This is a genomic window from Azospirillum sp. TSO35-2, from assembly GCF_003116095.1.
In the GTDB taxonomy this organism is placed as follows: domain Bacteria; phylum Pseudomonadota; class Alphaproteobacteria; order Azospirillales; family Azospirillaceae; genus Azospirillum.
Window position 1 is genome coordinate 226,213 of the sequence record NZ_LGRA01000021.1, and the last position, 25,434, is coordinate 251,646.

The 25,434-nt window shown below is 69.8% G+C and carries 21 protein-coding genes; 12 read left to right on the forward strand and 9 right to left on the reverse strand.

The genetic code is table 11. The annotated features are described in order from the left end of the window. Positions 1 to 16: 16 nt before the first annotated feature. Positions 17 to 916: a DUF58 domain-containing protein gene (locus tag TSO352_RS17270; protein ID WP_109108554.1), complete on the reverse strand. Its 900-nt coding sequence runs from the start codon at positions 914 to 916 to the stop codon at positions 17 to 19. A 36-nt stretch (positions 917 to 952) separates the two neighbouring features. Beyond that, on the reverse strand, positions 953 to 1,918 hold the full coding sequence (locus tag TSO352_RS17275; RefSeq protein WP_109108555.1) for a MoxR family ATPase: 966 nt from the start codon (positions 1,916 to 1,918) through the stop codon (positions 953 to 955). Positions 1,919 to 2,027: 109 nt separating this feature from the next. On the opposite strand from TSO352_RS17275, the gene TSO352_RS17280 reads away from it, so the two are divergent. Genes TSO352_RS17280 through TSO352_RS17290 form a run of 3 tightly spaced genes read left to right on the forward strand, consistent with a single transcriptional unit; the run spans position 2,028 to position 4,808 of the window. After that, complete coding sequence (locus TSO352_RS17280) at positions 2,028 to 2,774, forward strand: DUF1285 domain-containing protein (RefSeq protein WP_247872216.1); 747 nt, start codon at positions 2,028 to 2,030, stop codon at positions 2,772 to 2,774. Between the two features lie 32 nt (positions 2,775 to 2,806). Beyond that, positions 2,807 to 3,466 carry a CoA pyrophosphatase gene (locus tag TSO352_RS17285; protein WP_109108557.1) on the forward strand — a complete coding sequence of 220 codons (660 nt, stop codon included), beginning with the start codon at positions 2,807 to 2,809 and terminating at the stop codon, positions 3,464 to 3,466. 55 nt (positions 3,467 to 3,521) lie between these two features. Next, a complete protein-coding gene (locus TSO352_RS17290) occupies positions 3,522 to 4,808 on the forward strand; it encodes a CCA tRNA nucleotidyltransferase (protein ID WP_109108558.1) in 1,287 nt (428 codons plus the stop codon). Here TSO352_RS17290 and TSO352_RS17295 read toward each other — a convergent pair. From TSO352_RS17295 to TSO352_RS17305, 3 genes are all read right to left on the reverse strand, one after another. Beyond that, a complete protein-coding gene (locus TSO352_RS17295) occupies positions 4,784 to 5,998 on the reverse strand; it encodes a DUF2252 family protein (protein ID WP_109108559.1) in 1,215 nt (404 codons plus the stop codon). The two genes, TSO352_RS17290 and TSO352_RS17295, sit on opposite strands and share 25 nt — an antisense overlap. 448 nt (positions 5,999 to 6,446) lie before the next feature. Further along, positions 6,447 to 8,000: an exopolyphosphatase gene (gene ppx, locus TSO352_RS17300; RefSeq protein ID WP_348770639.1), complete on the reverse strand. Its 1,554-nt coding sequence runs from the start codon at positions 7,998 to 8,000 to the stop codon at positions 6,447 to 6,449. A gap of 22 nt (positions 8,001 to 8,022) precedes the next feature. Next, on the reverse strand, positions 8,023 to 10,170 hold the full coding sequence (locus TSO352_RS17305) for an RNA degradosome polyphosphate kinase (protein WP_109108560.1): 2,148 nt from the start codon (positions 10,168 to 10,170) through the stop codon (positions 8,023 to 8,025). 175 nt (positions 10,171 to 10,345) lie between these two features. Here TSO352_RS17305 and TSO352_RS17310 point away from each other — a divergent pair, with 175 nt between their 5' ends. The 5 genes from TSO352_RS17310 to trmFO all read left to right on the forward strand — a co-directional run bounded on the left by TSO352_RS17310 (position 10,346) and on the right by trmFO (position 17,402). Next, on the forward strand, positions 10,346 to 10,864 hold the full coding sequence (locus TSO352_RS17310) for a histidine phosphatase family protein (protein WP_109108561.1): 519 nt from the start codon (positions 10,346 to 10,348) through the stop codon (positions 10,862 to 10,864). Between the two features lie 82 nt (positions 10,865 to 10,946). Beyond that, a complete protein-coding gene (locus tag TSO352_RS17315) occupies positions 10,947 to 12,581 on the forward strand; it encodes a CYTH and CHAD domain-containing protein (protein WP_109108562.1) in 1,635 nt (544 codons plus the stop codon). Positions 12,582 to 12,743: 162 nt separating this feature from the next. After that, a complete protein-coding gene (gene uvrA, locus TSO352_RS17320) occupies positions 12,744 to 15,611 on the forward strand; it encodes an excinuclease ABC subunit UvrA (protein WP_109108563.1) in 2,868 nt (955 codons plus the stop codon). A 63-nt stretch (positions 15,612 to 15,674) separates the two neighbouring features. After that, positions 15,675 to 15,872, forward strand: a complete 198-nt coding sequence (locus tag TSO352_RS17325; RefSeq protein WP_109108564.1) for a hypothetical protein — start codon at positions 15,675 to 15,677, stop codon at positions 15,870 to 15,872. Positions 15,873 to 16,058: 186 nt separating this feature from the next. Further along, on the forward strand, positions 16,059 to 17,402 hold the full coding sequence (trmFO, locus tag TSO352_RS17330) for a methylenetetrahydrofolate--tRNA-(uracil(54)-C(5))-methyltransferase (FADH(2)-oxidizing) TrmFO (protein ID WP_109108565.1): 1,344 nt from the start codon (positions 16,059 to 16,061) through the stop codon (positions 17,400 to 17,402). Between the two features lie 19 nt (positions 17,403 to 17,421). On the opposite strand, the gene TSO352_RS17335 is transcribed toward trmFO, so the two are convergent. Then, positions 17,422 to 18,276, reverse strand: a complete 855-nt coding sequence (locus tag TSO352_RS17335; RefSeq protein WP_109108566.1) for a phytoene/squalene synthase family protein — start codon at positions 18,274 to 18,276, stop codon at positions 17,422 to 17,424. A gap of 123 nt (positions 18,277 to 18,399) precedes the next feature. On the opposite strand from TSO352_RS17335, the gene TSO352_RS17340 reads away from it, so the two are divergent. From TSO352_RS17340 to TSO352_RS17355, 4 genes are all read left to right on the forward strand, one after another. Beyond that, positions 18,400 to 19,272: a squalene/phytoene synthase family protein gene (locus tag TSO352_RS17340; protein ID WP_109108567.1), complete on the forward strand. Its 873-nt coding sequence runs from the start codon at positions 18,400 to 18,402 to the stop codon at positions 19,270 to 19,272. 123 nt (positions 19,273 to 19,395) lie between these two features. After that, on the forward strand, positions 19,396 to 20,280 hold the full coding sequence (gene hpnD / locus TSO352_RS17345; RefSeq protein WP_247872218.1) for a presqualene diphosphate synthase HpnD: 885 nt from the start codon (positions 19,396 to 19,398) through the stop codon (positions 20,278 to 20,280). After that, complete coding sequence (gene hpnE / locus TSO352_RS17350; protein WP_109108569.1) at positions 20,281 to 21,660, forward strand: hydroxysqualene dehydroxylase HpnE; 1,380 nt, start codon at positions 20,281 to 20,283, stop codon at positions 21,658 to 21,660. A 5-nt stretch (positions 21,661 to 21,665) separates the two neighbouring features. Then, positions 21,666 to 22,259 carry a superoxide dismutase gene (locus TSO352_RS17355; RefSeq protein WP_109108570.1) on the forward strand — a complete coding sequence of 198 codons (594 nt, stop codon included), beginning with the start codon at positions 21,666 to 21,668 and terminating at the stop codon, positions 22,257 to 22,259. A 94-nt stretch (positions 22,260 to 22,353) separates the two neighbouring features. On the opposite strand, the gene TSO352_RS17360 is transcribed toward TSO352_RS17355, so the two are convergent. The 3 genes from TSO352_RS17360 to secD are packed head-to-tail and all read right to left on the reverse strand — an operon-like array spanning position 22,354 to position 25,337. Further along, positions 22,354 to 22,731: an Mth938-like domain-containing protein gene (locus TSO352_RS17360; RefSeq protein WP_109108571.1), complete on the reverse strand. Its 378-nt coding sequence runs from the start codon at positions 22,729 to 22,731 to the stop codon at positions 22,354 to 22,356. A 39-nt stretch (positions 22,732 to 22,770) separates the two neighbouring features. Beyond that, positions 22,771 to 23,727, reverse strand: coding sequence for a protein translocase subunit SecF (secF, locus tag TSO352_RS17365; RefSeq protein WP_109108572.1), 957 nt, complete (start codon positions 23,725 to 23,727; stop codon positions 22,771 to 22,773). A gap of 11 nt (positions 23,728 to 23,738) precedes the next feature. Further along, a complete protein-coding gene (gene secD, locus TSO352_RS17370; RefSeq protein ID WP_109108573.1) occupies positions 23,739 to 25,337 on the reverse strand; it encodes a protein translocase subunit SecD in 1,599 nt (532 codons plus the stop codon). Positions 25,338 to 25,434: the final 97 nt, after the last annotated feature.

Below are 25,434 nucleotides of genomic sequence, written 5' to 3' on the forward strand. Positions count from 1 at the left end.
GGAGTCGACCGCCCGCTCACACCGCCTCCATCGCCATCGCACCCCAGAGGGTGAGCAGCGCGGATTGCGGCGACCGGTCGGTGCGGTGGATGGCGAAGCTCCAGCCGGCGGTGCGGGCCAGCGCGGACAGGCCGTCCTGCTGCGCCTTCAGCCGCTCGCGGTAGGCTTCGCGGACGGCGTCGACGCGGGGGATCAGCAGCGGCTGCTCGCCTTCCATCCCGCGGAAATCGACGCGGCCCTCATAGGGCAGCGTCTCTTCCGCCGGGTCGAGGATCTGGACGAGATGGCCGCGCAGGCCACGGCCGGTCAGCCCGGCGACGGCGGCGTGGATGTCGGCCAGCGGGGACAGCAGGTCGCCGAACAGCACGACCTGGGCGTGGCGGGGCAGCGGTTCCACCCGCGGCAGCGGCTCCGGCGCCGCGGCGGCCTGCGGGTCGGTCATCAGGCGGGCGATGCGGTCGATGGCGGTCTTGCCGTGGTCGGGCCGGGCGCCGCCGTTCAGCAGCGCCACCCGCTCGCCGCCGCGGGCCAGCAGCACGGCGGTCGCCAGCGTCAGCAGGTCGGCGCGCTCGCGCTTGGTCGGCAGCGACGGGGCGGAGCGGAAGTCCATCGAGGCGGAGCGGTCGCGCCACAGCCAGACGCTCTGCGCCGCCTCCCATTCATTCTCGCGGACATAGACCGGCTGGGTCTTGGCCGACTGGCGCCAGTCGATCATCGAGGGCGCGTCGCCGGGCTGGTAGCGGCGGAACTGCCAGAAGGTCTCGCCCAACCCGACGCGGCGGCGGCCATGGACGCCCTGCGCCACGGTGGCGGCGACCCGCTCGGCCGCGACCAGCAGCGGCGGCAGGGCGGAGGCCAGCTCCTCCGCGCGGTGCCGGGCCAGCAGGGTGGCCGACTGGGGTACGGTTCGCGGCATCGCGGCTCCGGGTTGGGGGAGGGGCTGGACTGTGGCTCAGGCGAGCGGGGCGCAGAGGCGGTCGATGACGTCGTCCAGCGTCACCCCGTCGGCCCGCGCGGCGAAGTTCAGCGCCATGCGGTGCTTCAGGATCGGCTTGGCCAGCGCCACCACGTCGTCCAGCGAGGGCGCCAAGCGACCGTCCAGAACCGCACGGGCGCGGGCGGCCAGCATCAGCGACTGGCTGGCGCGCGGCCCCGGGCCCCAGGCGACGTGCTGGCGCACCTCCATCAGCTCCGACGTTTCCGGCCGGCCACGGCGGACGAGGTCGAGGATGCCGTCCACCACCCCCTCGCCGACCGGCACACGGCGGACCAGCCGTTGCGCCTGCTGCAGGTCTGCGGCGGTCAGCACCGTCACCGCGCGCTCGTCGGCGGCGCCGGTGGTGGCGATCATCATCCGCCGCTCGGCCTCGCGGTCGGGGTAATCGACGTCGATCTGCATCAGGAAGCGGTCGAGCTGGGCTTCCGGCAGCGGGTAGGTGCCTTCCTGCTCCAGCGGGTTCTGGGTGGCCAGCACGTGGAAGGGCTGGGGCAGCGGGTGGTACTGGCCGGCGACCGAGACGCGGTGCTCCTGCATCGCCTGCAGCAGCGCCGACTGGGTGCGCGGGCTGGCTCGGTTGATCTCGTCGGCCATCAGAAGCTGGCTAAAGACCGGGCCGGGGATGAAGCGGAAGGACCGGCGGCCGTTGTCGCCCTCCTCCAGCACCTCCGATCCCAGGATGTCGGCCGGCATCAGGTCGGGCGTGCACTGGATGCGCTTCTCGGCAAGCCCCAGCACGGTGCCCAGCGTCTCCACCAGCCGCGTCTTGGCGAGGCCGGGGACGCCGATCAGCAGCACATGGCCGCCGGCCAGCAGCGTGACCAGCGTGCGGTCGATCACCTCGTGCTGGCCGAAGATGACGCGGCCGATGCGGTCGCGCACCGAGGCCAGCCGGTCGCCCAGCGCCTCGATCTCCTCCATCAGCCGTTGCGGGTCCTCAGGCACGGGCGGCTGGCCCCTCAGGATGTCCTGTGCGCTCAAGGTCTGCTGCTCCCCGATAAAGGCCGGTCGTTAAAGAGGGATCCGATGGTTGACCCTGTTCATGCGCGTTGTCGACAACCATTTTCCGAAGGCCATTCCCAGAACGCTGGCCACGGCCGGAAAAACCAACAGGGTGGATCCGACGGCCGAGTGTGGCAAAAACAGTGTGGCGAAAATACGTTTCCGCAGGGGTCAGACGAATCCCAATCCCAACAAGGTCGGTAACCCGATGCCGAATGACAAGCACCCAGATGGGCAGGACATTTCAGGACAACCGACAAGGCTGCCCGCGCCGTTCGGCCGGATGCCGACGGAAGAGACTTACGACATCCGCATTGCGCGCGACGGCACCTGGTTCCACAATGGCGATCCGATCCGCAGGATCGAACTGTCGAAGCTGTTCTCCACCGTCCTGACGCGCGACGACGCCGGCGAATACTGGTTGGTCACCCCGGCCGAGCGTGGCCGGATCGTGGTGGAGGACGCGCCCTTCGTCGCGGTGGAGATGACGGTGTCGGGCAGCGGGACCGATCAGGTCGTCGCCTTCCGCACCAACCTGGACCATTGGGTGGAAGCCGGGCCGGACCACCCGATCCGTGTCGTGTTGAACGCTGAAACCGGGGAGCCGGCTCCCTACATCGACGTCAGAGGCCGGCTTGAGGCGCGTATCCTGCGGCCCGTGTTCTACGACATGGTGGAGCGCAGCGAGACGCGCCGCACCGAAACCGGCGAGTCCGAGGTGGGTCTATGGAGCAACAAGGTCTTCTTCGCGCTGGGCACGCTGCCTGGCGATTGAGCCTGGAGGAGGTTCGCCGGCGCTTCCCGGCGATGAGCACCGACGCGGTCGTGGAAAGCGCCGTGCAGTCCAACCGGTTACCGGCCCACCGGTCATCCGGCACCATCCGCGGCGACCACGACCTGAACCCCGAGATGGGACCGCCGTCGGCGTTGCGCGAGGCGGCGGTGCTGGTGCCGCTGGTCGACCGGCCGGAGGAACTGACGGTCATCTTCACCCAGCGCACGGCGACGCTGAGCGCCCACGCCGGCCAGATCAGCTTCCCCGGCGGCCGGATGGAGCCGGAGGACGAGCGGCCGGAGGACACCGCGCTGCGCGAGACCGCCGAGGAGATCGGGCTGGAGCGCGGGCGGATCGAGATCGTCGGCCGGCTCGACACCTATGTGACGCGCACCGGGTTCCGGGTGACGCCGGTGGTCGGGGTGGTGACGCCGCCTTTCATCCTGACCCCCGACCCGACCGAGGTGGCGGAGGTGTTCGAGGTGCCGTTGTCCTTCATCCTCGACCCCTCGAACCCTCAACGCCACAGCCGCGAGTTCCTGGGCAAGCCGCGCTGGTTCTACGCCTTTCCCTACCAGCAGCGCTACATCTGGGGCGCCACCGCCGGCATGCTGGTGAACCTGCGCGACGTGCTGGGCGTGCCGCGCCGGGGCGGGGCGGGGGAGGGTGGGTCCTCAACCGAGACGGCGTGATCGGCGTGCGTTGCCGGGTGGATCGCATCCCGGGAATCGGGTAGCGTCGCGCGCCATGACCGTTGCCGCACGCCTGTCCCCCCAGCCCTGGATGACCGCGCCCGAAAGCCGGGCGGTGTTCGCCGCCCTTGCCGCCGGCGGCGCCGACGCCCGCTTCGTCGGCGGCTGCGTGCGCGACGCGTGGCTCGGCCGGCCGGTCAAGGACATCGACATCGCCACCCACGCCCCGCCGGAGCGGGTGATGGAGCTGCTGGCCGCCGCCGGCATCCGCTGCATCCCCACCGGCATCGCCCACGGCACCGTCACCGCGCTGGCCGGCGGCAAGCCTTACGAGATCACCACGCTGCGCCGCGACGTCGAGACCTTCGGCCGCCACGCCCGCGTCGAGTTCACCGACGATTGGGTGGAGGACGCCGCCCGCCGCGACCTGACGATGAACGCGCTGAGCTGCACGCCGGACGGCGCCATGTTCGACCCGTTCGGCGGGCTGGCCGACCTCGCCGCCGGTCGGGTGCGCTTCGTCGGCGAGGCGCTGCGCCGGATCGACGAGGATGTGTTGCGGCTGCTGCGCTTCTTCCGCTTCCACGCCCATTACGGCCGCGGCGAGCCGGATGCCGAGGCTCTGGCCGCCTGCCGCGCGATGGCGCCGCGCCTGCCCACCCTGTCGGGCGAGCGGGTACGCGGCGAGCTGTTCCGCCTGCTGACCGCGCCTAACGCCGCCATGGCGTGGCGGCTGATGATGGGGCAGGGGGTGATGGTCCACCTGCTGCCCGAGGCCACCGACACCGGCCGGCTGGAACGGCTGATCGCCATCGAGCATGATCTGGCCCAGCCTGATCCGATACCGCCCGACCCGACCCGCCGGCTCGCCGCCGTGCTGGACAGCGACCGTGCCGGCGCGTTGCGCGCCGCCGACGCGCTGCGCCTGTCCAACCACGAGCGCGACCGCCTGCTGGCGCTGGTGGAGCCGCCGGTGGCGGTCGCCCCGGCCCTGACCACGGCGGAGGACCGCCAGGCGCTGCGCCAGGCGCTCTACCGCGTCGGCGATGCCGGGCTGTTCGGCGACCTGCTGCTGATGGCGGCGGCCGGCCGGGACGGCCCGCTCACCCTGCCGGCCCTGCGCCGGGCGCTGGTGGTCGCCGACGATCTGCCGGCCTTGCGCCTGCCCATTGCCGGCCGCGACCTCCTGGCGTTGGGCCTGCCGCGCGGGCCAACGATCGGCGACACGCTGAAGCGCGTGGAGGCGTGGTGGATCGCCGAGGACTTCCGTCCCGACCGCGACGCCTGCCTCGCCATGGCCGGCGCGTTGACCGCCGATCAGACGTCCGAGCGTTCGGCGTAGCGCCGGCAATGCTCCAGATAGGCCGCCTCGTGGCCGACCATCAGGTCGACGATGCTCGACCACAGCCAGGACGGCGCGTCCAGGCTCTTGGTGCGGTTGCGCGCCAGTTCGCCGCGCCAGGATTTGCGCGTCGCCTCGTCCATCTGGCGGGCGTGCGCCTTGCCGACCACCGCGGCGAGGAAGAAGGCGGCGCGGGTCGCTTCCTCCCGCGTCAGATGGTCGAAGTCCAGCTTGATGTCCTGCGGCAGCAACTCGCGCAGGAACACGGCGCGGTCGAGCAGGCGGGCAGGGCGCATGCGGTCGCCCAGATAGGGTGACAGGTTCTGCGCCCCGGTCACCACGCGTTCGGCGTTGTCCCGCGGCATCGACGCCTTGGCGGCGCGTGGGGCGGCGGCCTGCACCGCCTCCTTGATGTCGATCAGGCTCAGCCCGCCCTCGTGGTAATGCCCGTCGCCGACGCCCAGCAGCACGGCGATGCGGATGCGGCCGAGCGAACTGCACCCCTTGACCCAATAGGCGGCGTCGAGCAGCTCGATCCGGTCGTTGTCGTCGCGGGAGTGCAGGGCGGTCACCAATCGCCGCACCTGGTCCTTCTTGAACAGTTCCTCGACCGCCGCCCGTTCCTCGTCGGTCAGCGGCCAGAATCGCTTGCCGAGCGGGATGGTCGGCCGGACGTCCTTGATCCGGTCCTTCGCCAGATGCTTCCACGTCCGTCCGATCGCCTCGCGCATGCCGACCCGGACCACCGACGGCTTCTTGCGCATCGCCGAGCCGCCCAGTTCGTCGTCGAGGACCATCATGTAGCCCTCAATCATCTGCTCCAGCATCCGCGCCGTGGTGACGCCGGGCAGGTCGGAGCCGCGCGCCGCGGTCGCCAGCGACAGGCCAAGCCGGATCAGGTCGTGCCCCGGGTTGCCGATCACCGTCTGGTCGACATCGCGGATCTGGATGTCGATCCGCCCCTTGGCGTTGGCCACCGGCCCGAGATTCCCGACATGGCAGTCGCCGCAGATCCAGACGGGTGGTCCATCGGGCACCTTTCCGGTAGAGGCCTCCAGCCAGTCGTAGAACTTCACCGTGCTGCCGCGCACATAGGCGTGGGCCGACTGGGCCATCTTCAGATTGCGCCGCTGCGACAGAACCGCCTGGCGCTCGTCGGGGGGAATGCCGTGGTTTTTGGACGATGTCATTCATCAGGATCCGAAGTTGCGGTGCCGAACATGGGCACCACACCCGGACGACGCCATGCCGCAAGCTGTTGACCCAGAAGGAACCCACGCGCATGCCTTCGGAGGGAGGGGCTCTCCGGCGCGGCCAGTCCAACTTTGCGCTTACGCACGAAAAACGCATAAGCTAGATTATGGAAAATAATCGACACGCCGCGTCGATCGGGAGAGCACTGAACCGGACGGTTCCGTGACATCCGGTTCCAATCCGTGCAATCCGTATCAATGATCGCACGCGTTTCCAGCACCGTCGCCTTCAAGCGATTGCCCTGGGTCCGGCCCGTGCTGGCGCGTCTGCGCAGGCGCTCGAACCGGATTGGTGCTGGGGCCGCCCGGTCTGCCAGAACGCGTCTGCCAAACCGCGGCTCATGTGCGCCTCAAGGGGCGGCGCAACCCGTCCGTCGTCGCAGGTTTACTCCGCCGCCTGCGGCCGCAGCGGTTGCACCACGTCGCCCTTGAGGTTCATTGCCTTGGCCAGCGCGTCGATCCGGCGTTGAACCGCTTCGCCGGTCGGGACGCTGCCGTCGTCGGGCAGGGTCAGGACGATGCGGCCGTCGCCGACCTTCAGGCTGGTGCGCTCCAGCAGCGCGGTCGCGCCGCCCGACAGCGTGTGGGCGAGGCGCAGGGTCAGCCCCAGGACCAGCGCCTTCATCCCCTGCCCTTCGCTGACCAGCGACCGTGCGCCGGCCGTCATCGCGCCTTCCAGCGTGCCGGCGTAGCGGGCGTGGGCGACCAGGGCCAGGAAGGCGCGTTCATCATGGTCCAGCGCCGGGAATGGGTAGCGCAACACGCGCAGGAAGGCGTGTTCGGCGCGATAGTCCGGGTGGTCGGCCCAGCCGACGTCGCTCAGCAGGCAGGCGGCGTGGCGCAGGCGGATGGCGTTGTCGTCCTCGCCGGCGAACAGCCCGGCGGTCCAGCTCATCAGCAGCGACGGGTCGCCCATCCGCACGAAACGGCGGGCCCAGTCGCCGGCGGACGCCATCAGCGGGTCTTCGCGGCGGCCCTCCGGCGACAGCAACGAATAGAGATGCCCCTCGCGCAGGCCGTAGGCGGAGAAGACCAGCTTCGACGGTTGGACGACGCGCAGCAGCCGTTCCAGAACCAGGGCGGCGTAGGGCAGCGTGTCGAGCCGCCGGCGCGAGCCCGCCATCTTCTCCAGCGACGAGCGGCTCTGCCGGCCGAGCAGCGCGGTGAACTCCCGCGCGTCGGTCGCCGGGATGGTGTAGTGGTGGATGATGTGCAGCGGGTGGCCGGACTGCTCCATGTGCAGCTTGGCGATGGCGCGCCAGCTTCCGCCCACCGGGTAGAACGGACGCCCCTTCATCGCCGACAGCCAGGGCAGCGATTCCAGATGCTGGTCGATCAGCTTGGCCAGCCCGCCCTTGGCGCCGCTTTCCATCAGGCGCAGCGGTCCCAGCGGCAGGGTGACCTGCTCGCCGATCATCCCACGGTCGAGCGTCACCAGTTCCAGGCTGCCGCCGCCAAGGTCACCGACCAGGCCATCGGCCCCCGGCGTGCCCGACAGCACGCCCATCGCCGACAGCCGTGCCTCCTCCTCGCCGCTGATGACGCGGACGGTCAGGCCGGCGCGGCGGCCGATCGCCTCGACGAAGGCGGCGCCGTCCTTGGCGTCGCGCACCGCCGCGGTGGCGATGACGTCGAGCCGGCCGACGCGCATCCCCTCCGCCAGGCTGGCGAAGCGCTCCAGCGCGGTCAGCGCCTGGGCGACACCCTCGGGGTTCAGCGCGCCGGACCTCTCCACGCCGCGGCCGAGGCCGCACAGGACCTTTTCGTTGAACAGGGCCAGCGGCGACCGGGTCAGCCCGTCATAGACGACCAGACGGATCGAGTTCGACCCGATGTCGATCACCGCGACCCGCTCCGCCGCTCCGCCATCCGACAGCGCGGCAACCGGGCTGTCCTGCATCAGGTCGGCGGACCGGACCGGGCGCTTGTCCTTGATCATCGTCTCGACTCCGTCACCCACCTCAGGACACCGTCTGCAGCATCAACCGCGGCGGCGTGCGCTTGTTGCTCAGCGCGCTGCCGCGGCCGGACAGGCTGGGGTTCGTCATGAAGTAATTATGAGCGCTGAACGCGTCCGGGCCAGCCTTGATGCGATGATACACGCCGTCCGGCCCGAGCTTCCAGGTGCTGGCGTCGTCCTTCATGTTGGCGACCATGATCTGGTCCAGCACCTGTTCGTGCACGGTCGGATTCTCGATCGGCACCAGCGTTTCGATCCGGCGGTCGAGGTTGCGGGTCATCCAGTCGGCGGAGGAGATGAAGACCTTCGCCTGGTTGCTGGGCAGGCCGTGGCCGTTGCCGAAACAGATGACACGGCCATGCTCCAGGAAGCGGCCGACGATGCTGCGCACCCGGATGTTGTCCGACAGGCCCTTCACCCCCGGCCGCAGGCAGCAGATGCCGCGGATGATCATGTCGATCTGCACCCCGGCCTGCGACGCCTTGTACAGCTTGTCGATGATGACCGGATCGACCAGCGAGTTCAGCTTCACCCAGATCGCGGCCGGCCGTCCGGCGGCGGCGTGGGCGATCTCCGCCTCGATCAGGTCGGACAGGCGCTGGCGCAGGGTGATCGGCGCGATGGCGATCTTCTCCAGCACCTTGGGCGTGGCGTAGCCGGTCATGAAGTTGAACATCACCGCGGCGTCGTGGCACAGCGCCGGGTCGCAGGTGAAGAAGGACAGGTCGGTGTAGACCTTGGCCGTGATCGGGTGGTAGTTGCCGGTCCCGAAATGGACGTAGCTGCGCAGCGCCTTCTTCTCGCGCCGCACCACCAGCGACACCTTGGCGTGGGTCTTCAGGTCGACGAAGCCGTAGACCACCTGGGCGCCGGCGCGTTCCAGGTCGCGCGCCCAGCGAATGTTGGCCTCCTCGTCGAAGCGGGCCTTCAGCTCGACCAGGGCGGTGACCGACTTGCCGGCCTCCGCCGCCTCGATCAGCGCGGCGACGATCGGGCTGTCCTTGCTGGTGCGGTAGAGCGTCTGCTTGATGGCGACGACCTGCGGGTCGCGCGCCGCCTGCCGGATGAACTGCACCACCACGTCGAAGCTTTCGTACGGGTGGTGGACGACGATGTCCTTGTGGCGGATCGCCGCGAAGCAGTCGCCGCCGAAATCGCGGATGCGCTCCGGGAAACGGGCGTTGAAGGGGCGGAAGACCAGATCCGGACGCTCGTCGACGATCAGCTGCTTGGTGTCGGTCAGGCCGATCAGCCCATCCAGGATGAAGACGTCGTCGGAGGCGACGTTCAGCTCGTGGCGCAGGAACTCGCGCAGGTCGGTGGCCATGCCGCTGTCGGTGGCCAGCCGGATGACGCTACCGCGGCGGCGGCGCTTCAGCGCGCTTTCGAAGGTGCGGACCAGATCCTCCGCCTCCTCCTCGATCTCGATCTCGCTGTCGCGCAGCACGCGGAAGACGCCGTGCGCCTTGACCTGGAACGGCGGGAACAGGCGGTCGATGAACAGCATCACCACCCGTTCCAGCTGGATGAAGCGGATGTCCGACCCCGGCAGCCGGATGAAGCGTTCCAGCTGGGTCGGCAGCGGGACCAGCGCGTCGATGTGGCGGCCCTTCACCGGGTCATGCAGTTGCAGCGCCAGCGAAAATCCCAGGTTCGGCAGGAACGGGAAGGGGTGGGCGGGGTCCACCGCGATCGGCGTCAGGATCGGGAAGATGTCGTCGAGGAACTTGGCCTCCAGCCAGTCCTTCTCGCCCTCCGTCAGGCTGGCGGGATCGACCACGGTGATGCCGGCGTCGCGCAGATCGCTTCTCAGGATGCGCCACATCGTCTGCTGGCTGCCCATCAGGTCGCTGATCCGCTGCTTGACCGCGGCGAGCTGCTGGGCCGGCGTCAGGTTCTCCGGGCTGGGCGCCTTGACGCCGGCGGCCACCTGCCCTTTCAGGCCGGCGACGCGGACCATGTAGAATTCGTCGAGGTTGCTGGCGGAAATCGACAGGAAGCGCAACCGTTCCAGCAGCGGGTGGTTCGGGTTGGCCGCCTCGTCCAGGACGCGCTGGTTGAAGGCCAGCCACGACAGCTCCCTGTTGATGAAGCGTTCGGGAGCGCTGGGCTCGATGCCAACCGAATCGAGTTCCTGGAGATGGGTCACGTCAACCTCTGAAGTCTTTGCTCTGGACGTCGCAGCCCGGCCGCCGCGTGCGGCCGGAGCCCGTTATATGGTGGGCAGACAGAGTATCCCACATGCGTTACGGTTTCAGGACTCCCATTTGGCGATAGCCTCCCCTGCCCCGGCTTGCAGAAACCACCGGAAAACCGACGCCGCCATGAAGACGCTGTTCCTGCTGCGCCACGCCAAGTCGTCCTGGGACGATCCGTCGCTGGGCGACCACGACCGGCCGCTCACCCCGCGGGGTGAAAAGGCGGCGACGTTGGTCGGCGCCCATCTCGCCCGCCACCACGCCCGCATCGACCTCGTGCTGTGCTCGACCGCGCTGCGGGCGGTGGAGACGCGCAAGCGGGTGATGGCCGCCATCGGCGCGCCCTTCCCTCCGGTGGAGCACGAGCGCGGCCTGTACCTGTGCGGCGCCCGCACCCTGTTGGAACGGCTGCGCGACGCGCCGGATTCGGCGACCGGGGTGATGCTGGTGGCGCACAACCCGGATCTCCACGACCTCGCCAACGATCTGACGGGAAGCGGCGACCACGCTCTGCGCCACGCCATGGCGGAGAAGTTCCCGACCGCCGCCTGCGCCGTCCTGGTGTTCGAGACTCCGCACTGGGCCGACCTGGAGCTGGGCGCCGGCCGGCTGGCCGATTTTGTGCAACCGCGTAAACTCTCTTAACCTGCGGCCGGGGATTGGGGTATCCACGGATCCACCTGTTCTTGACCGGCCGCTGTGGCCGGCTTCGGGAGGATGCCGACCCGTGCCACCCACGATTCCGCCCGCAAGCCCGTCCCTGAGCCCGCCCGCCGTCCAGGGTGCCCCGGCGCCCGCCACCGTTCCAACCGCGTCGGTGCGCGAGGTGGAACTGAAGCTCCATGCCTTCCCCGCCGACCTCGCCCGGATCGCGACGCTGCCGGCGCTGCTGGCGCTGGCGGACGGACCGGCGGTGTCGCAGCGGCTGCGCACCGTCTATTACGACACGCCCGACCTGCGCTTGGCGGCCAACGGCGTGGCGCTGCGGGTGCGGCAGGAGGGCGACCGCTACGTCCAGACGCTGAAGACGGTCAACAGCGCCAGCCCCGGCGATTCGGCGGCGGTCGCGGTGCGGCGGGAGTGGGACTGGACGGTCCCCGGCGAGGCGGTCGACCGCGGCGTCCTGACCGATCCCGGCGTTGCCGGACTGGTGCCGGCGGCGGCGCTCGACGCGCTGGACTGCCTGTTCGTTACCGACTTCCAGCGCACCACCCTGCTGGTCCGTCCCGACCCGCTGACCGCGGTGGAGGTGGCGGTGGACGACGGCCGGGTCTACGCCGGCGGCCGGTCGCTGCCGATCAGCGAGGTCGAGCTGGAGCTGAAGGCCGGCCGGGTCGCCAACCTGTTCGATCTTGCCCTGACGCTGCAGGCGGCGGTGCCGATGCGGATCGGCACCGAAAGCAAGGCGGAGGCGGGCCTGCGGCTGGTGACCGGCCGCAAACCGGGACCGGTGGAGGCCGAACCGCTCGGCCTGTCGCCGCTGACCACGGTGGCGGAGGCCTATCGCCACATCCTGCGCCACGCCCTGCGCCAGTTCCTCGCCAACGAGGCCTGCGCGCTGGCCGGCGGCGACGTGGAGGGGCTGCACCGCATGCGCATCGCCCTGCGCCGGCTGCGCATCGCCCACCGCCTGTTCGCGCCGCTGGTCGCCGCGCCCGACGCCGACCGGCTGGTGGCGGAAAGCCGGGCACTGGCCAAGCGGCTGGGGCCGGCGCGCGGCTGGGACGTGCTGATGTCGGGGACCCTGGAGCCGCTGCTCGCCGAATCGCCATCCGCCGGGCCGTCCATCGACCGGGCGGCGCTGGAACGGCTTGCCGAGCTGGCGCGCTGCGCCGGGGCCGGTCCGGCGCGCGAGGCGATGGCGGCGATCCTGGCGCCCGGCTGCACCACCACCGTGCTGGCGCTCGCCGGCTGGCTGGAGCATGGGCGCTGGCTGTCCGACGCCGACGCGGGCCGCCGCGCCGCCCTGAACGCACCGGTCTCCGGTCTGGCCGGCGGCTGGCTGTCGGCCAAGCACGGCAAGCTCGGCATCAGGACGATGAAGCTGCCCGACGACGCCAAGGGGCGCGACAAGCTGCGGCGGCGCCTGCGCACGCTGCGCTACACCGCCGACTTCTTCCGCGGCCTCTACCCGGAGAGCGCCGCCCTGCCCTTCTTCGCCGCGCTGGACCCGTTGCAGGCCGCGCTGGACGCCGAACAGGATGCCGCCACCGGGGCCAGGATGCTGGCCGGGCTGCGCGGGGCCGACCGCGCGACCGTCGCAGCCGTCGCCGCCTGGATCGACCGCCGGTCGGACCGGCGGCGCAAGACCCTGTCGGAACTGTGGAAGCGATTCCGCGCCACCCCGCCCTTCTGGTCATGACCGCCCCGCGCCGGGCGTGCTGGCAAAGCCGACCCAGGCGCCTATATCGTCACGGCCGGCGACGGGTCTGCACAGCGAAAACGCGGCCGGCCCGTTTTTGGTGATGCCGCGCGGCGCAAAGCCGCTTTCCAACCGACCGGGCTTCGGGTAAAAGAACACTCCATGAACAAGTACATCAGCGTCCGCGGCGCGCGGGAACACAACCTGAAGAACGTCGATGTGGATCTGCCGCGCGACGAGCTGATCGTCATCACCGGCCTGTCGGGATCGGGCAAGTCGTCGCTCGCCTTCGACACGATCTACGCCGAGGGCCAGCGGCGCTACGTGGAGAGCCTGTCGGCCTACGCGCGCCAGTTCTTGGAGCTGATGCAGAAGCCCGACGTCGATTCGATCGAGGGGCTGTCGCCGGCCATCTCCATCGAACAGAAGACGACGTCGAAGAACCCGCGCTCCACCGTCGGCACGGTGACGGAGATCTACGACTACATGCGCCTGTTGTGGGCGCGCGTCGGCATCCCCTATTCGCCGGCCACCGGCCTGCCGATCGAAAGCCAGACGGTCAGCCAGATGGTCGACCGCGTCATGGCGATGCCGGAGGGCACGCGCCTGCTGCTGCTGGCCCCCTTCGTGCGCGGCCGCAAGGGCGAGTACAAGAAGGAAATCCAGGATCTGCGCAAGCGCGGATTCCAGCGCGTGCGGGTCGACGGCACCATGTACGAGATCGACGAGGTGCCGACGCTCAACAAGAAGCTGAAGCACGACATCGAGGTGGTGGTCGACCGCATCGTGGTGCGCGAGGGCTTGGGCAACCGCCTGGCCGATTCGCTGGAAACCGCGCTGGGGCTGGCCGACGGCATCGTCTGGGTGGAGAACGCCGAGACCAGCGAACAGACCGTCTTCTCGCAGAAATTCGCCTGCCCCGTCAGCGGCTTCACCATCCCGGAGATCGAGCCGCGGCTGTTCTCCTTCAACAACCCGTTCGGCGCCTGCCCGGCCTGCGACGGGCTGGGCAGCAAGATCTATTTCGACCCGATGCTGGTGGTCCCGGACGAGCGGCTGACGCTGGCCAAGGGCGCCGTGGCGCCGTGGGCGGGGTCGACCTCCAAATACTACGACCAGACGCTGGACAGCATCTGCAAGCATTTCGGCGTGGCGATGACGACGCCCTGGCAGGAGCTGCCGGAGCCGGTGCGCCAGACCATCCTGTTCGGGTCGGGCGGGTCCGCCATCACCATGACCTACGACGACGGCCTGCGCAGCTACCAGACCAACAAGCCGTTCGAAGGCATCGTCAACAACCTGGAACGGCGCTACCGCGAGACGGACAGCGCCTGGACGCGCGACGAACTGTCGAAGTACCAGTCCTCCCAGCCCTGCGAGGTGTGCAAGGGCGCGCGCCTGAAGCCGGAGGCGCTGGCGGTCAAGATCCGCGGCTGCAGCATCTCCGAAGCTACCGAGCTGTCCATCGCCGGCGCGGCCACCTGGTTCGGCGAGCTGAACGCCCATCTGCGCCCGAAGGACCAGGAGATCGCCTACCGCATCCTGAAGGAGATCAACGAGCGGCTCGGATTCCTCAACGCCGTCGGGCTCGACTATCTGACGCTCAGCCGCGGATCCGGCACGCTGTCCGGCGGCGAGAGCCAGCGCATCCGGCTGGCGTCGCAGATCGGCTCCGGCCTGACCGGCGTGCTGTATGTGCTGGACGAGCCGTCGATCGGCCTGCACCAGCGCGACAACGACCGGCTGCTGGAAACGCTGAAGCGCCTGCGCGACATCGGCAACACCGTCATCGTCGTCGAGCATGACGAGGACGCCATCCGCAGCGCCGACTATCTGGTCGACATGGGCCCCGGCGCCGGCCAGCATGGCGGCACCGTCATCGCCCAGGGCACGCCGGAGGAGGTCCGCAAGAACCCCGACAGCATCACCGCCCAATACCTGAACGGCACCCGTTTCGTGCCGGTGCCCGACACCCGCCGGCCCGGCCATCCCGGCCAGTTCCTGGAGGTGCAGGGCGCGCGCGCCAACAATTTACAGAACGTCTCGACGAAGATCCCGCTCGGCACCTTCACCTGCGTGACCGGCGTGTCGGGCGGCGGCAAGTCGACCCTGATCATCGAGACGCTGTACAAGGCGGTGGCGCGCAAGCTGATGGGCGCGCGCGAGCATCCGGCGGAGCATGACGCCGTGCTGGGGCTGGAGCATCTCGACAAGGTCATCGACATTGACCAGTCGCCGATCGGCCGCACCCCGCGCTCCAACCCGGCGACCTACACCGGCGCCTTCACCCCGATGCGCGACTGGTTCGCCGGCCTGCCGGAGGCCAAGGCGCGCGGCTACGGTCCCGGCCGCTTCTCGTTCAACGTCAAGGGCGGCCGCTGCGAGGCCTGCCAGGGCGACGGCGTCATCAAGATCGAGATGCACTTCCTGCCCGACGTCTACGTGACCTGCGACGTCTGCCACGGCAAGCGCTACAACCGCGAGACGCTGGAGGTCACCTACCGCGACAAGACCATCGCCGACGTGCTGGACATGACGGTCGAGGAGGGCAAGGAGTTCTTCAAGGCGGTGCCCGGCATCCGCGACAAGCTGGACACGCTGGAACGCGTCGGGCTCGGCTACATCCACATCGGGCAGGCGGCGACCACCCTGTCCGGCGGCGAGGCGCAGCGCGTCAAGCTGTCGAAGGAGCTGAGCCGCCGCGCCACCGGCCGCACCCTCTACATCCTCGACGAACCGACCACCGGCCTGCATTTCGCCGACGTCGAGAAGCTGATGGAGGTGCTGCATGCCCTGGTCGACCAGGGCAACACGGTGCTGGTGATCGAACACAATCTGGAGGTCATCAAGACCGCCGACTGGATCATCGACCTGGGGCCGGAGGGCGGCACCGGCGGCGGCGAGATCGTCGCCGAAGGCACGCCCGAAGAGGTGGCGACGGTGAAGCGCAGCTACACCGGACGGTACCTCGCCCCCTACCTGAAGGCGAAGCCGGCGGCGCGGAAATCGGCAACCCGAAAGAGAGCGTGAACAAACGCGACCTTCACCGTGTTCTTCCCGGCAGAGTTCGCAATGCACGGGAGAACAAGGGCGATGACCAAGACCATTCTGACCGGCGTCGGCGCCGCGCTGGGCGCGGCCCTGCTGCTGGCGGCCTGCGGTTCCGACAGCACCCGCACCACCAGCACGACGACGACCACGACCACCCCGAGCTATGGTTCCTCGACCGTCGCCCCGCCCCCCAGCGGTGCCACCACGATCGAACGCAGCACGACGACCAAGAGCGAGTGAGCCTGCGCGCTTCCTCCTGGTTCTGACAGACTCCTGATCGACTTGACGGCCGGCCTCCCCAACGGGGCCGGCCGTTCTGTTTGACGGGACCCCACGCAGGAATTCCGTTTCGGGGCTGTCGTTTTTGGATCGAACGACCTAGATTGCCGGCCAGTCATCCGCAGTCCTGTTTGGAAAATTGTTTCAATGACCGACACCCTTCGCCCCGTCCACGTCATCGGCGGCGGTCTCGCCGGCTCGGAAGCCGCGTGGCAGCTCGCCTCCCGCGGCGTGCCCGTCGTCCTGCACGAGATGCGTCCGGTCCGCCGGACCGAGGCCCACGACACCGACAAGCTGGCGGAGCTGGTCTGCTCCAACTCCTTCCGCTCCGACGACGCCGAATACAACGCCGTCGGGCTGCTGCACGAGGAGATGCGGCGCTGCGGCTCGCTGATCCTGCGCTGCGCCGACGCGCACAAGGTGCCGGCCGGCGGGGCGCTGGCGATGGACCGTGACGGCTTCGCCGATGCGGTGACGGAGGCGGTGTCGACCCACCCCCTGATCACCATCGAGCGCGAGGAGGTCGCCGGCTTGCCGCCCGAGGACTGGGACAGCGTCATCGTCGCCACCGGCCCCCTCACCTCCCCCGCCCTGGCCGAGGCGGTGCGCGACCACACCGGCGAGGAATCGCTGGCCTTCTTCGACGCCATCGCCCCCATCGTCTATCTGGAGAGCGTCGACCTGTCGAAGGCGTGGTTCCAGTCGCGTTACGACAAGCCCGGTCCCGGCGGCACCGGCAAGGACTACATCAACTGCGCCTTCGAGAAGGACGAGTACCGCGCCTTCATCGACGCGCTGATCACCGGCGAGAAGCTCGACTTCAAGGAGTGGGAGAAGAACACCCCCTACTTCGAAGGCTGCCTTCCCATCGAGGTGATGGCGGAACGCGGCGTCGACACGCTGCGCTACGGCCCGATGAAGCCGGTCGGCCTGACCAACCCGCACAAGCCGGAACGCCGCCCCTACGCCGTGGTGCAGTTGCGCCAGGACAACGCGCTGGGCACGCTCTACAACCTCGTCGGTTTCCAGACCAAGCTGCGCCACGCCGAGCAGGCGCGCATCTTCCGCATGATCCCCGGCCTGGAAAACGCCGAGTTCGCCCGGCTGGGCGGTATGCACCGCAACACCTTCCTCAACAGCCCGCGCCTGCTGGACGGCGCGTTGCGGCTGAAGTCGCTGCCCCGCCTGCGCTTCGCCGGTCAGGTCACCGGCTGCGAGGGCTATGTCGAGAGCGCCGCGGTCGGCCTGCTCGCCGGCCGCTTCGCCGCGGCGGAACGGCTGGGCCGGGAGATCAGCACTCCGCCCGTCACCACGGCGCTGGGTGCCATCCTCGGCCACATCACCGGCGGGGCGGCGGCCGAGACCTACCAGCCGATGAACGTCAACTTCGGCCTGTTCCCGCCGATCGACGACAAGATCCGCGGCCGCGACCGCAAGCTGGCCTACACCCGCCGCGCGATGGCCGACCTGGAAGGTTGGCTGTCGGCCTGACGCCGGCGCTGCGCGGGCGTCAATAGCGCCCGCGCGTCGCCGCCCAGCCCAGCCGAAGCTGTCGTAACGGGTGGGGCAGCAGCACGCGCGGCGCGAAGACGTCGTTGCCCGCGCGCGCGATCACGCCCAGATGCAGATCGGCCAGTGTCGCCGGCAGCAACGCCGGCAGCCCCGCCTTCGGCACCTGCCGGCGCAGGGCGCGCGCGTCGGCCAGATGCTTGCGGGCGACCGCCGCGATCTCGCCCACCACCGGGCGCAGTTCCGCGGTGGAGCGCCCGGCGAACAGGTCCTCGCTGGTGGCGCCGTGGCGGGCCATCAGGTCGGCCGGCAGGCGCTGCCGGTGCTGCCGCGCCAGGAAGGGCACGGCCCGCAGGATGCCGGCAAGCGCGTAGGCGATGCCGACATGCCGCCCGGCCGCCATCGCCGTCGCGTCGCGCACCCCCAGCACCTCCAGCGCCAACTGCACCAGCGGCGCCCCGGTCACCTCGGCGTAGTTGATCAGGCAGCTCAGATCGGCCGGCGGCGTGTCGTCCAGGTCGGCCTCGCGCGCGTCGATCAGCCGGTCGAACAGGGGACGGCTCAGATCGAGCCGGCGGGCGGCCTCGCTCAACGGATCCATCACGCCGTGGTGCGGTACGGGTCCATCCTCATAGACAGCCTCGATTCCATCGCGCCAGAATTGCAGGCGCATCTGGCCGAGGATCGGCTCGCTGACCACCTCGCGGGTCTTGGCGATCTCAAGGTTGAAGGCGTACAACGCGAACAGCGCCTCGCGCCGGTCGGCGGGGGCGAACAGACCTGCCAAAAAGTGGTCGTTGTCATATTTCCGGACCTCACGTCCGCAATAGGACAGGTCGGCGGCAGACTTCACCATGGGATGCCCGACTGGAAAAAAGGAGTGGAGTGAGCGAGGAGACAGGCCAAAGCCTTGCGCCACGCCTATATGAAGCACACACGGTCGCACCGCCAGCCCCGACGCGCAGCAGGCACGGATCCCATGACGGATTTCAACATCGCTCCGACGAAGCCCCGTAAGCCGAACCCGGTTGCCCGCAAAGACGAAAGCACGGAGAATTTCCCCGTCGCGTCGCGCCTGCTGCCGAAGCATCTTCGCCCGCACGTCATCGCCTTCTACCGCTTCGTGCGTCTGGCCGACGACATCGCCGACGACACGGACCTGGAGCCGGAGACCAAGCTGGCCTATCTGGAGGCGCTGGAACGCGCGCTGACCTCCGGCCAGGCCAAGCACGCCTACCTGAAGCCGGCGCTCGACCTGCGCGAGAGCCTGCAGACCACCGGCGTCAGCGACCGCCACGCGCGGCAGGTGCTGCGCGCCTTCCGCCGCGACGCGGTCGGCGCCCGCTGCCACAGCTGGAGCGACCTGCTGCTGTACTGCCGCTTCTCCGCCAACCCGGTCGGGCGCTACCTGCTGGAACTGCACGGCGAGGGCGTCGCCGCCGGTCCGGCGTCGGACGCGCTGTGCTCGGCGCTGCAGGTGCTCAACCATCTCCAGGACGCGCGCGACGACTGGACCCAGCTCGGCCGCTGCTACATCCCGCTGGTCTGGTTCGACGAGGCGGGGATGAGCGTCGAACGGCTGGTCGAGGTGGAAAGCGATGCCAAGCTGCGCGCCATCTTCGACCAGACGCTGGAGCACACCGACCGGCTGCTGGAACGCGCGGCGTCCCTGCCCGGCCTGATCCGGCACCGTGGCCTGCGGATGGAGGCGGCGGTGATCCTCAGCATTGCCGAATCGCTGTCGCGCCGGCTGAAGGCGCGCGACCCGATGAAGGCGCGGGTGACGCTCGGCACCCATCACAAGCTGGCCGCGGTGGCGCGGGGGCTGGCGCGGAGCTTCTCCGCCGCCTAAACTCCGGGGCCCACGCGCCTGCCCCGCGTGCAAGGCCCCGGACGCTCCCCCGAGAAGGTACCGATGACCCACCCGCCGCTGGAGTCGGCCCCGCCGGACCCGATGTCCGCTGCGACACCGGCCATGGCTGAGACCGTGCCTTCCGACACGGCGACGACGGTCGCCGCGCGGTCGGGCAGCACCTTCTACTGGCCGATGCGGCTGCTGCCCGCCTCGAAACGGGCGGCGATGTTCGCCATCTACGCCTATTGCCGCTGTATCGACGACATCGCCGACGAACCGGGCGACCCCGCCGCCAAGCGCGCGGCGCTGGACGTGTGGCGCCGTGACATCCGCGGCCTTTACCGGGGCGATGCCCCGACCAGCCCGCTGACCGCCGCGCTGAAGGGCGCCATCGAGCGCTACGGTCTGCCGCGCGCCGAGTTGGAGGCGCTGATCGACGGCATGGCGATGGATGTCTGCGACGGCGTGAGCGGCCAAGGGGTGCAGGCGCCCGACCTCGCGACCCTAAGGCTCTATTGCCGCCGCGTCGCCGGTGCGGTCGGCCTGCTGGCGATCCGTGTGTTCGACCGGGCCGACCCGGCGACCGAGCGTTTCGCCCTGGCGCTGGGCGAGGCGCTGCAACTGACCAACATCCTGCGCGACCTACGGGAGGACGCGGCGCTCGGCCGGCTCTACCTGCCGCGCGAGCTGCTGCTGGCCGCCGGCATCGCCACCACCCGGCCGGACGAGGCCCTTGCCCATCCCGCCCTGCCCCGGGCCTGCGAGGCGCTGGCCGCTCTGGCCGAGGCGCAGTTCGCCGAGGCGCGGGCGGCGCTGGCGGAACGTGGAGCGACGGCACGCGGCTCGCTGTGGGCCGCCACCGCGATGATGGTGCTGTACCACCGGCTGCTGCGCCGCCTGCGGGCGGGCGGCTGGCGCGACCTCGACGCCCGTGTCCGGGTCGGGCGGCGGGAAAGCGCCTGGGTGGCCCTGCGCTGCCTGATCGGCCTGCCGCCGGCCAGCTGAATGGCCGAGCCCACCCCGACCGTCCATGTCGTCGGCGCCGGCCTTGCCGGGCTGGCCGCCTCCGTCCGTCTGGTCGAGGCCGGGCGCCGGGTCGTGCTGTACGAGCAGGCACCGCAGGCCGGCGGGCGCTGCCGCAGCTTTCCCGACGCGACGCTGGGGCGGTCCGTCGACAATGGCAGCCATATGGTGCTGAGCGGCAACCGGGCGCTGCTGGACTATGCCCGGCGGATCGGCGCGGGCGACGCGCTGATGGAGCTGCGGTCGGCGGCCTTCCCCTTCCTCGACCTGCGCGACGGTGCGGAATGGACGCTGCGCCCCGGTGGGCTGTGGCTGTTCGATCCGGCGCGGCGCGTGCCGGGAAGCAGCCCGCGCGATTACCTCGCTGCCCTGCGCACGCTGACGGCCGGCCGCGGCGCCAGCGTCGCCGACCGCCTGCCGCCCGGTGGACCGCTGTTCGACCGGCTGTGGCGTCCGCTCGCCGTCTCCGCGATGAACGGACCGGTGGAGCGGGTGTCGGCCCGGCTGTTCGGCGCGGTGCTGCGCGAGACGCTGTTGCGTGGCGAGGCCGCCTGCCGGCCGGTGCTGACCCCCCATGGTCTGTCGGCCGCCTTCGTCGATCCGGCGCTGGAGCGGCTGCGCGCCGCCGGCGCCACGCTGTCCCTCGGCAGCCGTGTCGATGGGCTGCGCTTCGACGGCGACCGCGTGAGCGAACTGTCCGTTGGCGGTGTCGCCGTCGCGCTGGGGCCGGCCGACAGCGTCCTGCTCGCCGCCCCGGCCTGGGTGGCGGAGCGGCTGGTGCCCGACCTCGTCGTGCCGCCGCCCGGTCCGGCCATCGTCAATGTGCATTTCCGCCTGGACGAGCCGGTGCGGCTGCCGGGCGGCCTGCCCTTCCTCGGGCTGGCGGGCGGCACGGCGGAGTGGCTGTTCGCCCGCGACGGCCTGCTGTCGGTGACCGTCAGCGACGCCGATGCGCTGGCGGCCATGCCGGCGGAGGCCGTCGCGGCGCGCCTCTGGCCGGAGGTGGCGCGGGCGCTGCGACTCGATGGCCCGATTCGGCCCTACCGGGTGGTGAAGGAACGCCGGGCGACCCCCGACCAGTCCCCCGACTCGGTGGCGCGGCGTCCGGGGACGCGGACGCGCTGGCGCAACCTGCTGCTGGCCGGAGACTGGACGGAAACGGGACTTCCCGCCACGTTGGAGGCTGCCGTGCGCTCGGGAAACCGGGCTGCTGATGCTGCTTTGTCCAACGGAAATAACCCTATACGGCGCTTCGCCCCTTTTCCGGTCTTCACAATGTTCCGCCGTCGGCCTATTTGGACGGACGGAGGTGCCGTGCTCGCCAGGCCCGGCCCGGAAGGACAATCAAAGAAGAGAGGGTGATTCAAATGGCGTTCGAACTTCCGCCGCTTCCCTATGCGTATGATGCCCTGGCTCCGTACATCTCGTCGGAAACCCTGCATCTGCACCACGACAAGCACCACCAGACCTACGTCACCAACCTGAACAACCTGACCAAGGACACGCCGCTGGCCAACGCCAGCCTGGAGGAGGTCATCAAGGCTTCGGTCGGCGATGCGTCCAAGGTCGGCATCTTCAACAACGCCGCCCAGGTGTGGAACCACACCTTCTTCTGGCAGTGCCTGAAGAAGGACGGCGGCAAGATGCCGGCGGCCCTGGAGCAGCGCATCGTCGCCGACTTCGGCAGCGTCGACAAGTTCAAGGAAGAGCTGACGCAGGCCGCCCTGACCCAGTTCGGCTCGGGCTGGGCGTGGCTGTACCTGGATGGCGGCAAGCTGAAGGTCGGCAAGACCGGCAACGCCGACACCCCGCTGGCCCACGGCCAGAAGCCGCTGTTCACCATCGACGTGTGGGAGCACGCCTACTACGTCGATTTCCAGAACCGCCGCGCCGACTTCGTCAAGGCGGTCATCGACAACCTCGCCAACTGGGACTTCGCCGCCGAGCAGCTGGCTGCTTGATCGGTTTCTGTCCGAGGTATGAAAACGCAAAGGCGCCCCATCTGGGGCGCCTTTGTCGTTTCGGCGTCATGTTAGCTAAGGCCGCAGCCGCCGCCTACACCGGCAGCATCGCCGCCGCGACCCGCCGGCCTTCGGCGAGCAGGACGTTGTAGGTGCGGCAGACGGCGCGGCTGTCCATCAGCTCGACGACGATCCCGCGCTCGCGCAGGGCCTGCCGCAGTTCCTTCGGGATCAGCCTCATCGTCGCACCGGTGCCGAGCAGCAGGATCTCCACCTTCGGCTCGGCCTCGGTCACCGCGGCGAAGTCCGCCAGGGTGAGGGAGGCGACGTCGCCGACCTCCCAGGCCTGGGTGCGGTGGGGCAGCACGACCACCGCGCCGACCCGCCACTGCCCGGACACGCAGAACTGCCCTGGACCGTAGCCGTCGATGACCTGACGGTCGGACGGGATCATCGGCATGATGTCGGCCATGCTGCCCTCTCCTCTCGCTTTCCGGACGTCCTGCCCCGGTCAGGGCGTCGTCGCCGGCTCCTTTGCCGCCGGTCCTTCGACCGGGGCGCCGCGCCGCAGGCGGTTCTCGCCCAGGAACAGCAAGATGGGGGCGGCGATGAAGATCGACGAGGTGGTGGCGATGAACACGCCCAGCAGCAGCACGATGCCGAAGTCCTGCAGCGCCTCGCCACCGAACAGCGCCAGCGGGATGACCGACAGGAAGGTGCACATCGAGGTGCCGACGGTGCGGTTCAGCGTCTCGTTGATCGACAGGTCGATCAGGTCGCGCAGCGGCATCTTCTTGTAGATGCGCAGGTTCTCGCGCATCCGGTCATAGACCACGACCTTGTCGTTGATCGAATAGCCCATGATCGTCAGGATCGCCGCCACCGCCACCAGATTGAACTGGAGCCCGGTGACGGCGTAGAAGCCGACGATCTTGGTGATGTCGAGCAGCAGCGTCACCACGGCGCCCAACCCGAACTGCCATTCGAAACGGAACCAGATGTAGATCAGCATCGCCAGCATGGCGAGGCCGAGCGCCAGCATGCCGTTGGCGAACAGCTCGCCGCTGACCGAGGCGCCGACGGCCTCGACACGGCGCACCTGGGTGCCGGGAATGGCCTGGGCCAGCGTGCCGCGCACCTTGTCGGCGGCGACCTGCTGGGCGGCGTCGTCGCCGGGCTGCCGTTCCAGCCGGATCAGCACGTCCTGCGGCGAGCCGAACTCCTGCAGCGCCACCGTGCCCATGCCGAGGCCGCTGAGCGTGTGGCGCAGCGAGGCGAAGTCTGGGGCCTGCGGGGTGCGGGCCTCGATGACGATGCCGCCGCGGAAGTCGATGCCGTAGTTCAGGCCCGGATGGAAGAACAGGATGAGCGAGGCGATCGACAGCACCGCCGAGGTGATCAGGCCGGCGAACCGGCCGTTCATGAACGGGATCTTGGTGTTGTCGGGGACGAGGCGGAGATGGAACATCGGATGACCTTTCAGACCGGCAACGCGGCCGGACGCGTCCGGCGCAGCCACGTCACCATCATCAGGCGCACCAGCACGGTGGCGGTGAACATGGAGATGAGGATGCCGAAGGTGATGGTGACGGCGAAGCCCTTGATCGTGCCGGTGCCGAAGATGAACAGCAGCGCCATCTTGATCGCGGTCGTCAGGTTGCTGTCGACGATGGTGCTGTAGGCGCGGCTGAAGCCGGCCTCCATCGAGGCGAAGACGCCCCGGCCCTTCTTCGATTCCTCACGGATGCGCTCGTTGATCAGGATGTTGGCGTCGACCGCCAGACCCAGCGTCAGCAGGATGCCGGCGATGCCCGGCAGCGTCAGCGTCGCGTGCAGCAGCGACAGCGCCGCCAGCGTCAGCACGATGTTGATCAGCAGGGCGAAGCAGGCGAAGGCGCCGAACAGCCCGTAGGACGCGATCATGTAGGCGCAGACCATGACGAAGCCGACGACGACGGCGGTCAGGCCGGCGCGGATCGAATCGGCGCCGAGGTCGGGGCCGACCGTGCGCTCCTCGATCACCTTCAGCGGGGCCGGCAGGGCGCCGGCGCGCAGCAGGACGGACAGGTCGTTGGCGGCGGCGGCGGTGAAGTTGCCGCTGATCTGGCCCCGCCCGCCGGTGATCGGCTCGCGGATGACGGGCGCGCTGATGACCTTGTTGTCGAGCACGATGGCGAAGGGCCGTCCGACATTCGCCTTGGTCACCTCGGCGAAGCGGTTGGCGCCGGCGCTGTTGAACTCGAAGTTCACCACCCACTCGCCGGTCTGCGAGTTGGTCGAGGCGGTGGCGTTCTTCAGCGTGGCGCCGTCGACCTCCACCTTCTTGCGGATCACGTAGCGCGACTGGTAGCGGTCGCCCTCGGCCGACGGCAGGATCTCGGTGCCCGGAGGGGCGCGGCCGCTGTTGGGATCGGCGGTCACGTCGACCAGACGGAAGGTCATCTTGGCGGTGGTGCCGAGCAGCCGCTTGACGCGGTCGGGGTCCTCGACACCGGGCAGCTGGACCAGGATGCGGTCGTTGCCCTGGCGGGCGATCGTCGGCTCGTTGACGCCGGTCTCGTCGATGCGGCGGCGCACGATCTCGATCGACTGCTCGATGGCCTGGGTCGAGCGGTCGCGCAGGGCGACCTCGCTCAGCGCCACCGTCACGACACCGCCGTCGGCGGTCACCGTCAGGTCGGGCTGCCCGCCGCCGAGCGCCGTGCCGCCGACCGGGCTGGCGAGCTGGCGCAGCGCCTTCACCGCCTCGTCGGCCTGGGCCGGATCGCGCAGTTGCACGGTCACCGCCTTGTCGGCGGCGTTGATCGCGGTGTAACCGACGTTGGCGGTCCGCAACTGCTGCCGGGCGCCGTCGATCAGGCTTTCCACCCGGTCGCGGATGACCGTCGCCATGTCGACTTCGAGCAACAGATGCGATCCGCCGCGCAGGTCGAGGCCCAGCGCCACGCGGGAGTTGGCGTACCACGACGGCAGGGCGGCCAGCGTGTCGCGGCCCATGAAGTTGGGCAGCATCATGATGAACCCGGCGACGCAGGTCGCCACGATCATGTAAATCTTCCAGCGCGAAAAATAGAGCATGCGTCACTCGAATCCGATCAGACACCCGGTCCGGACGGCCCGGCCGCCAACCCGACATCAGCCCGGCATCGTTTCCGATGCCGGGGAGGCCGGCCGC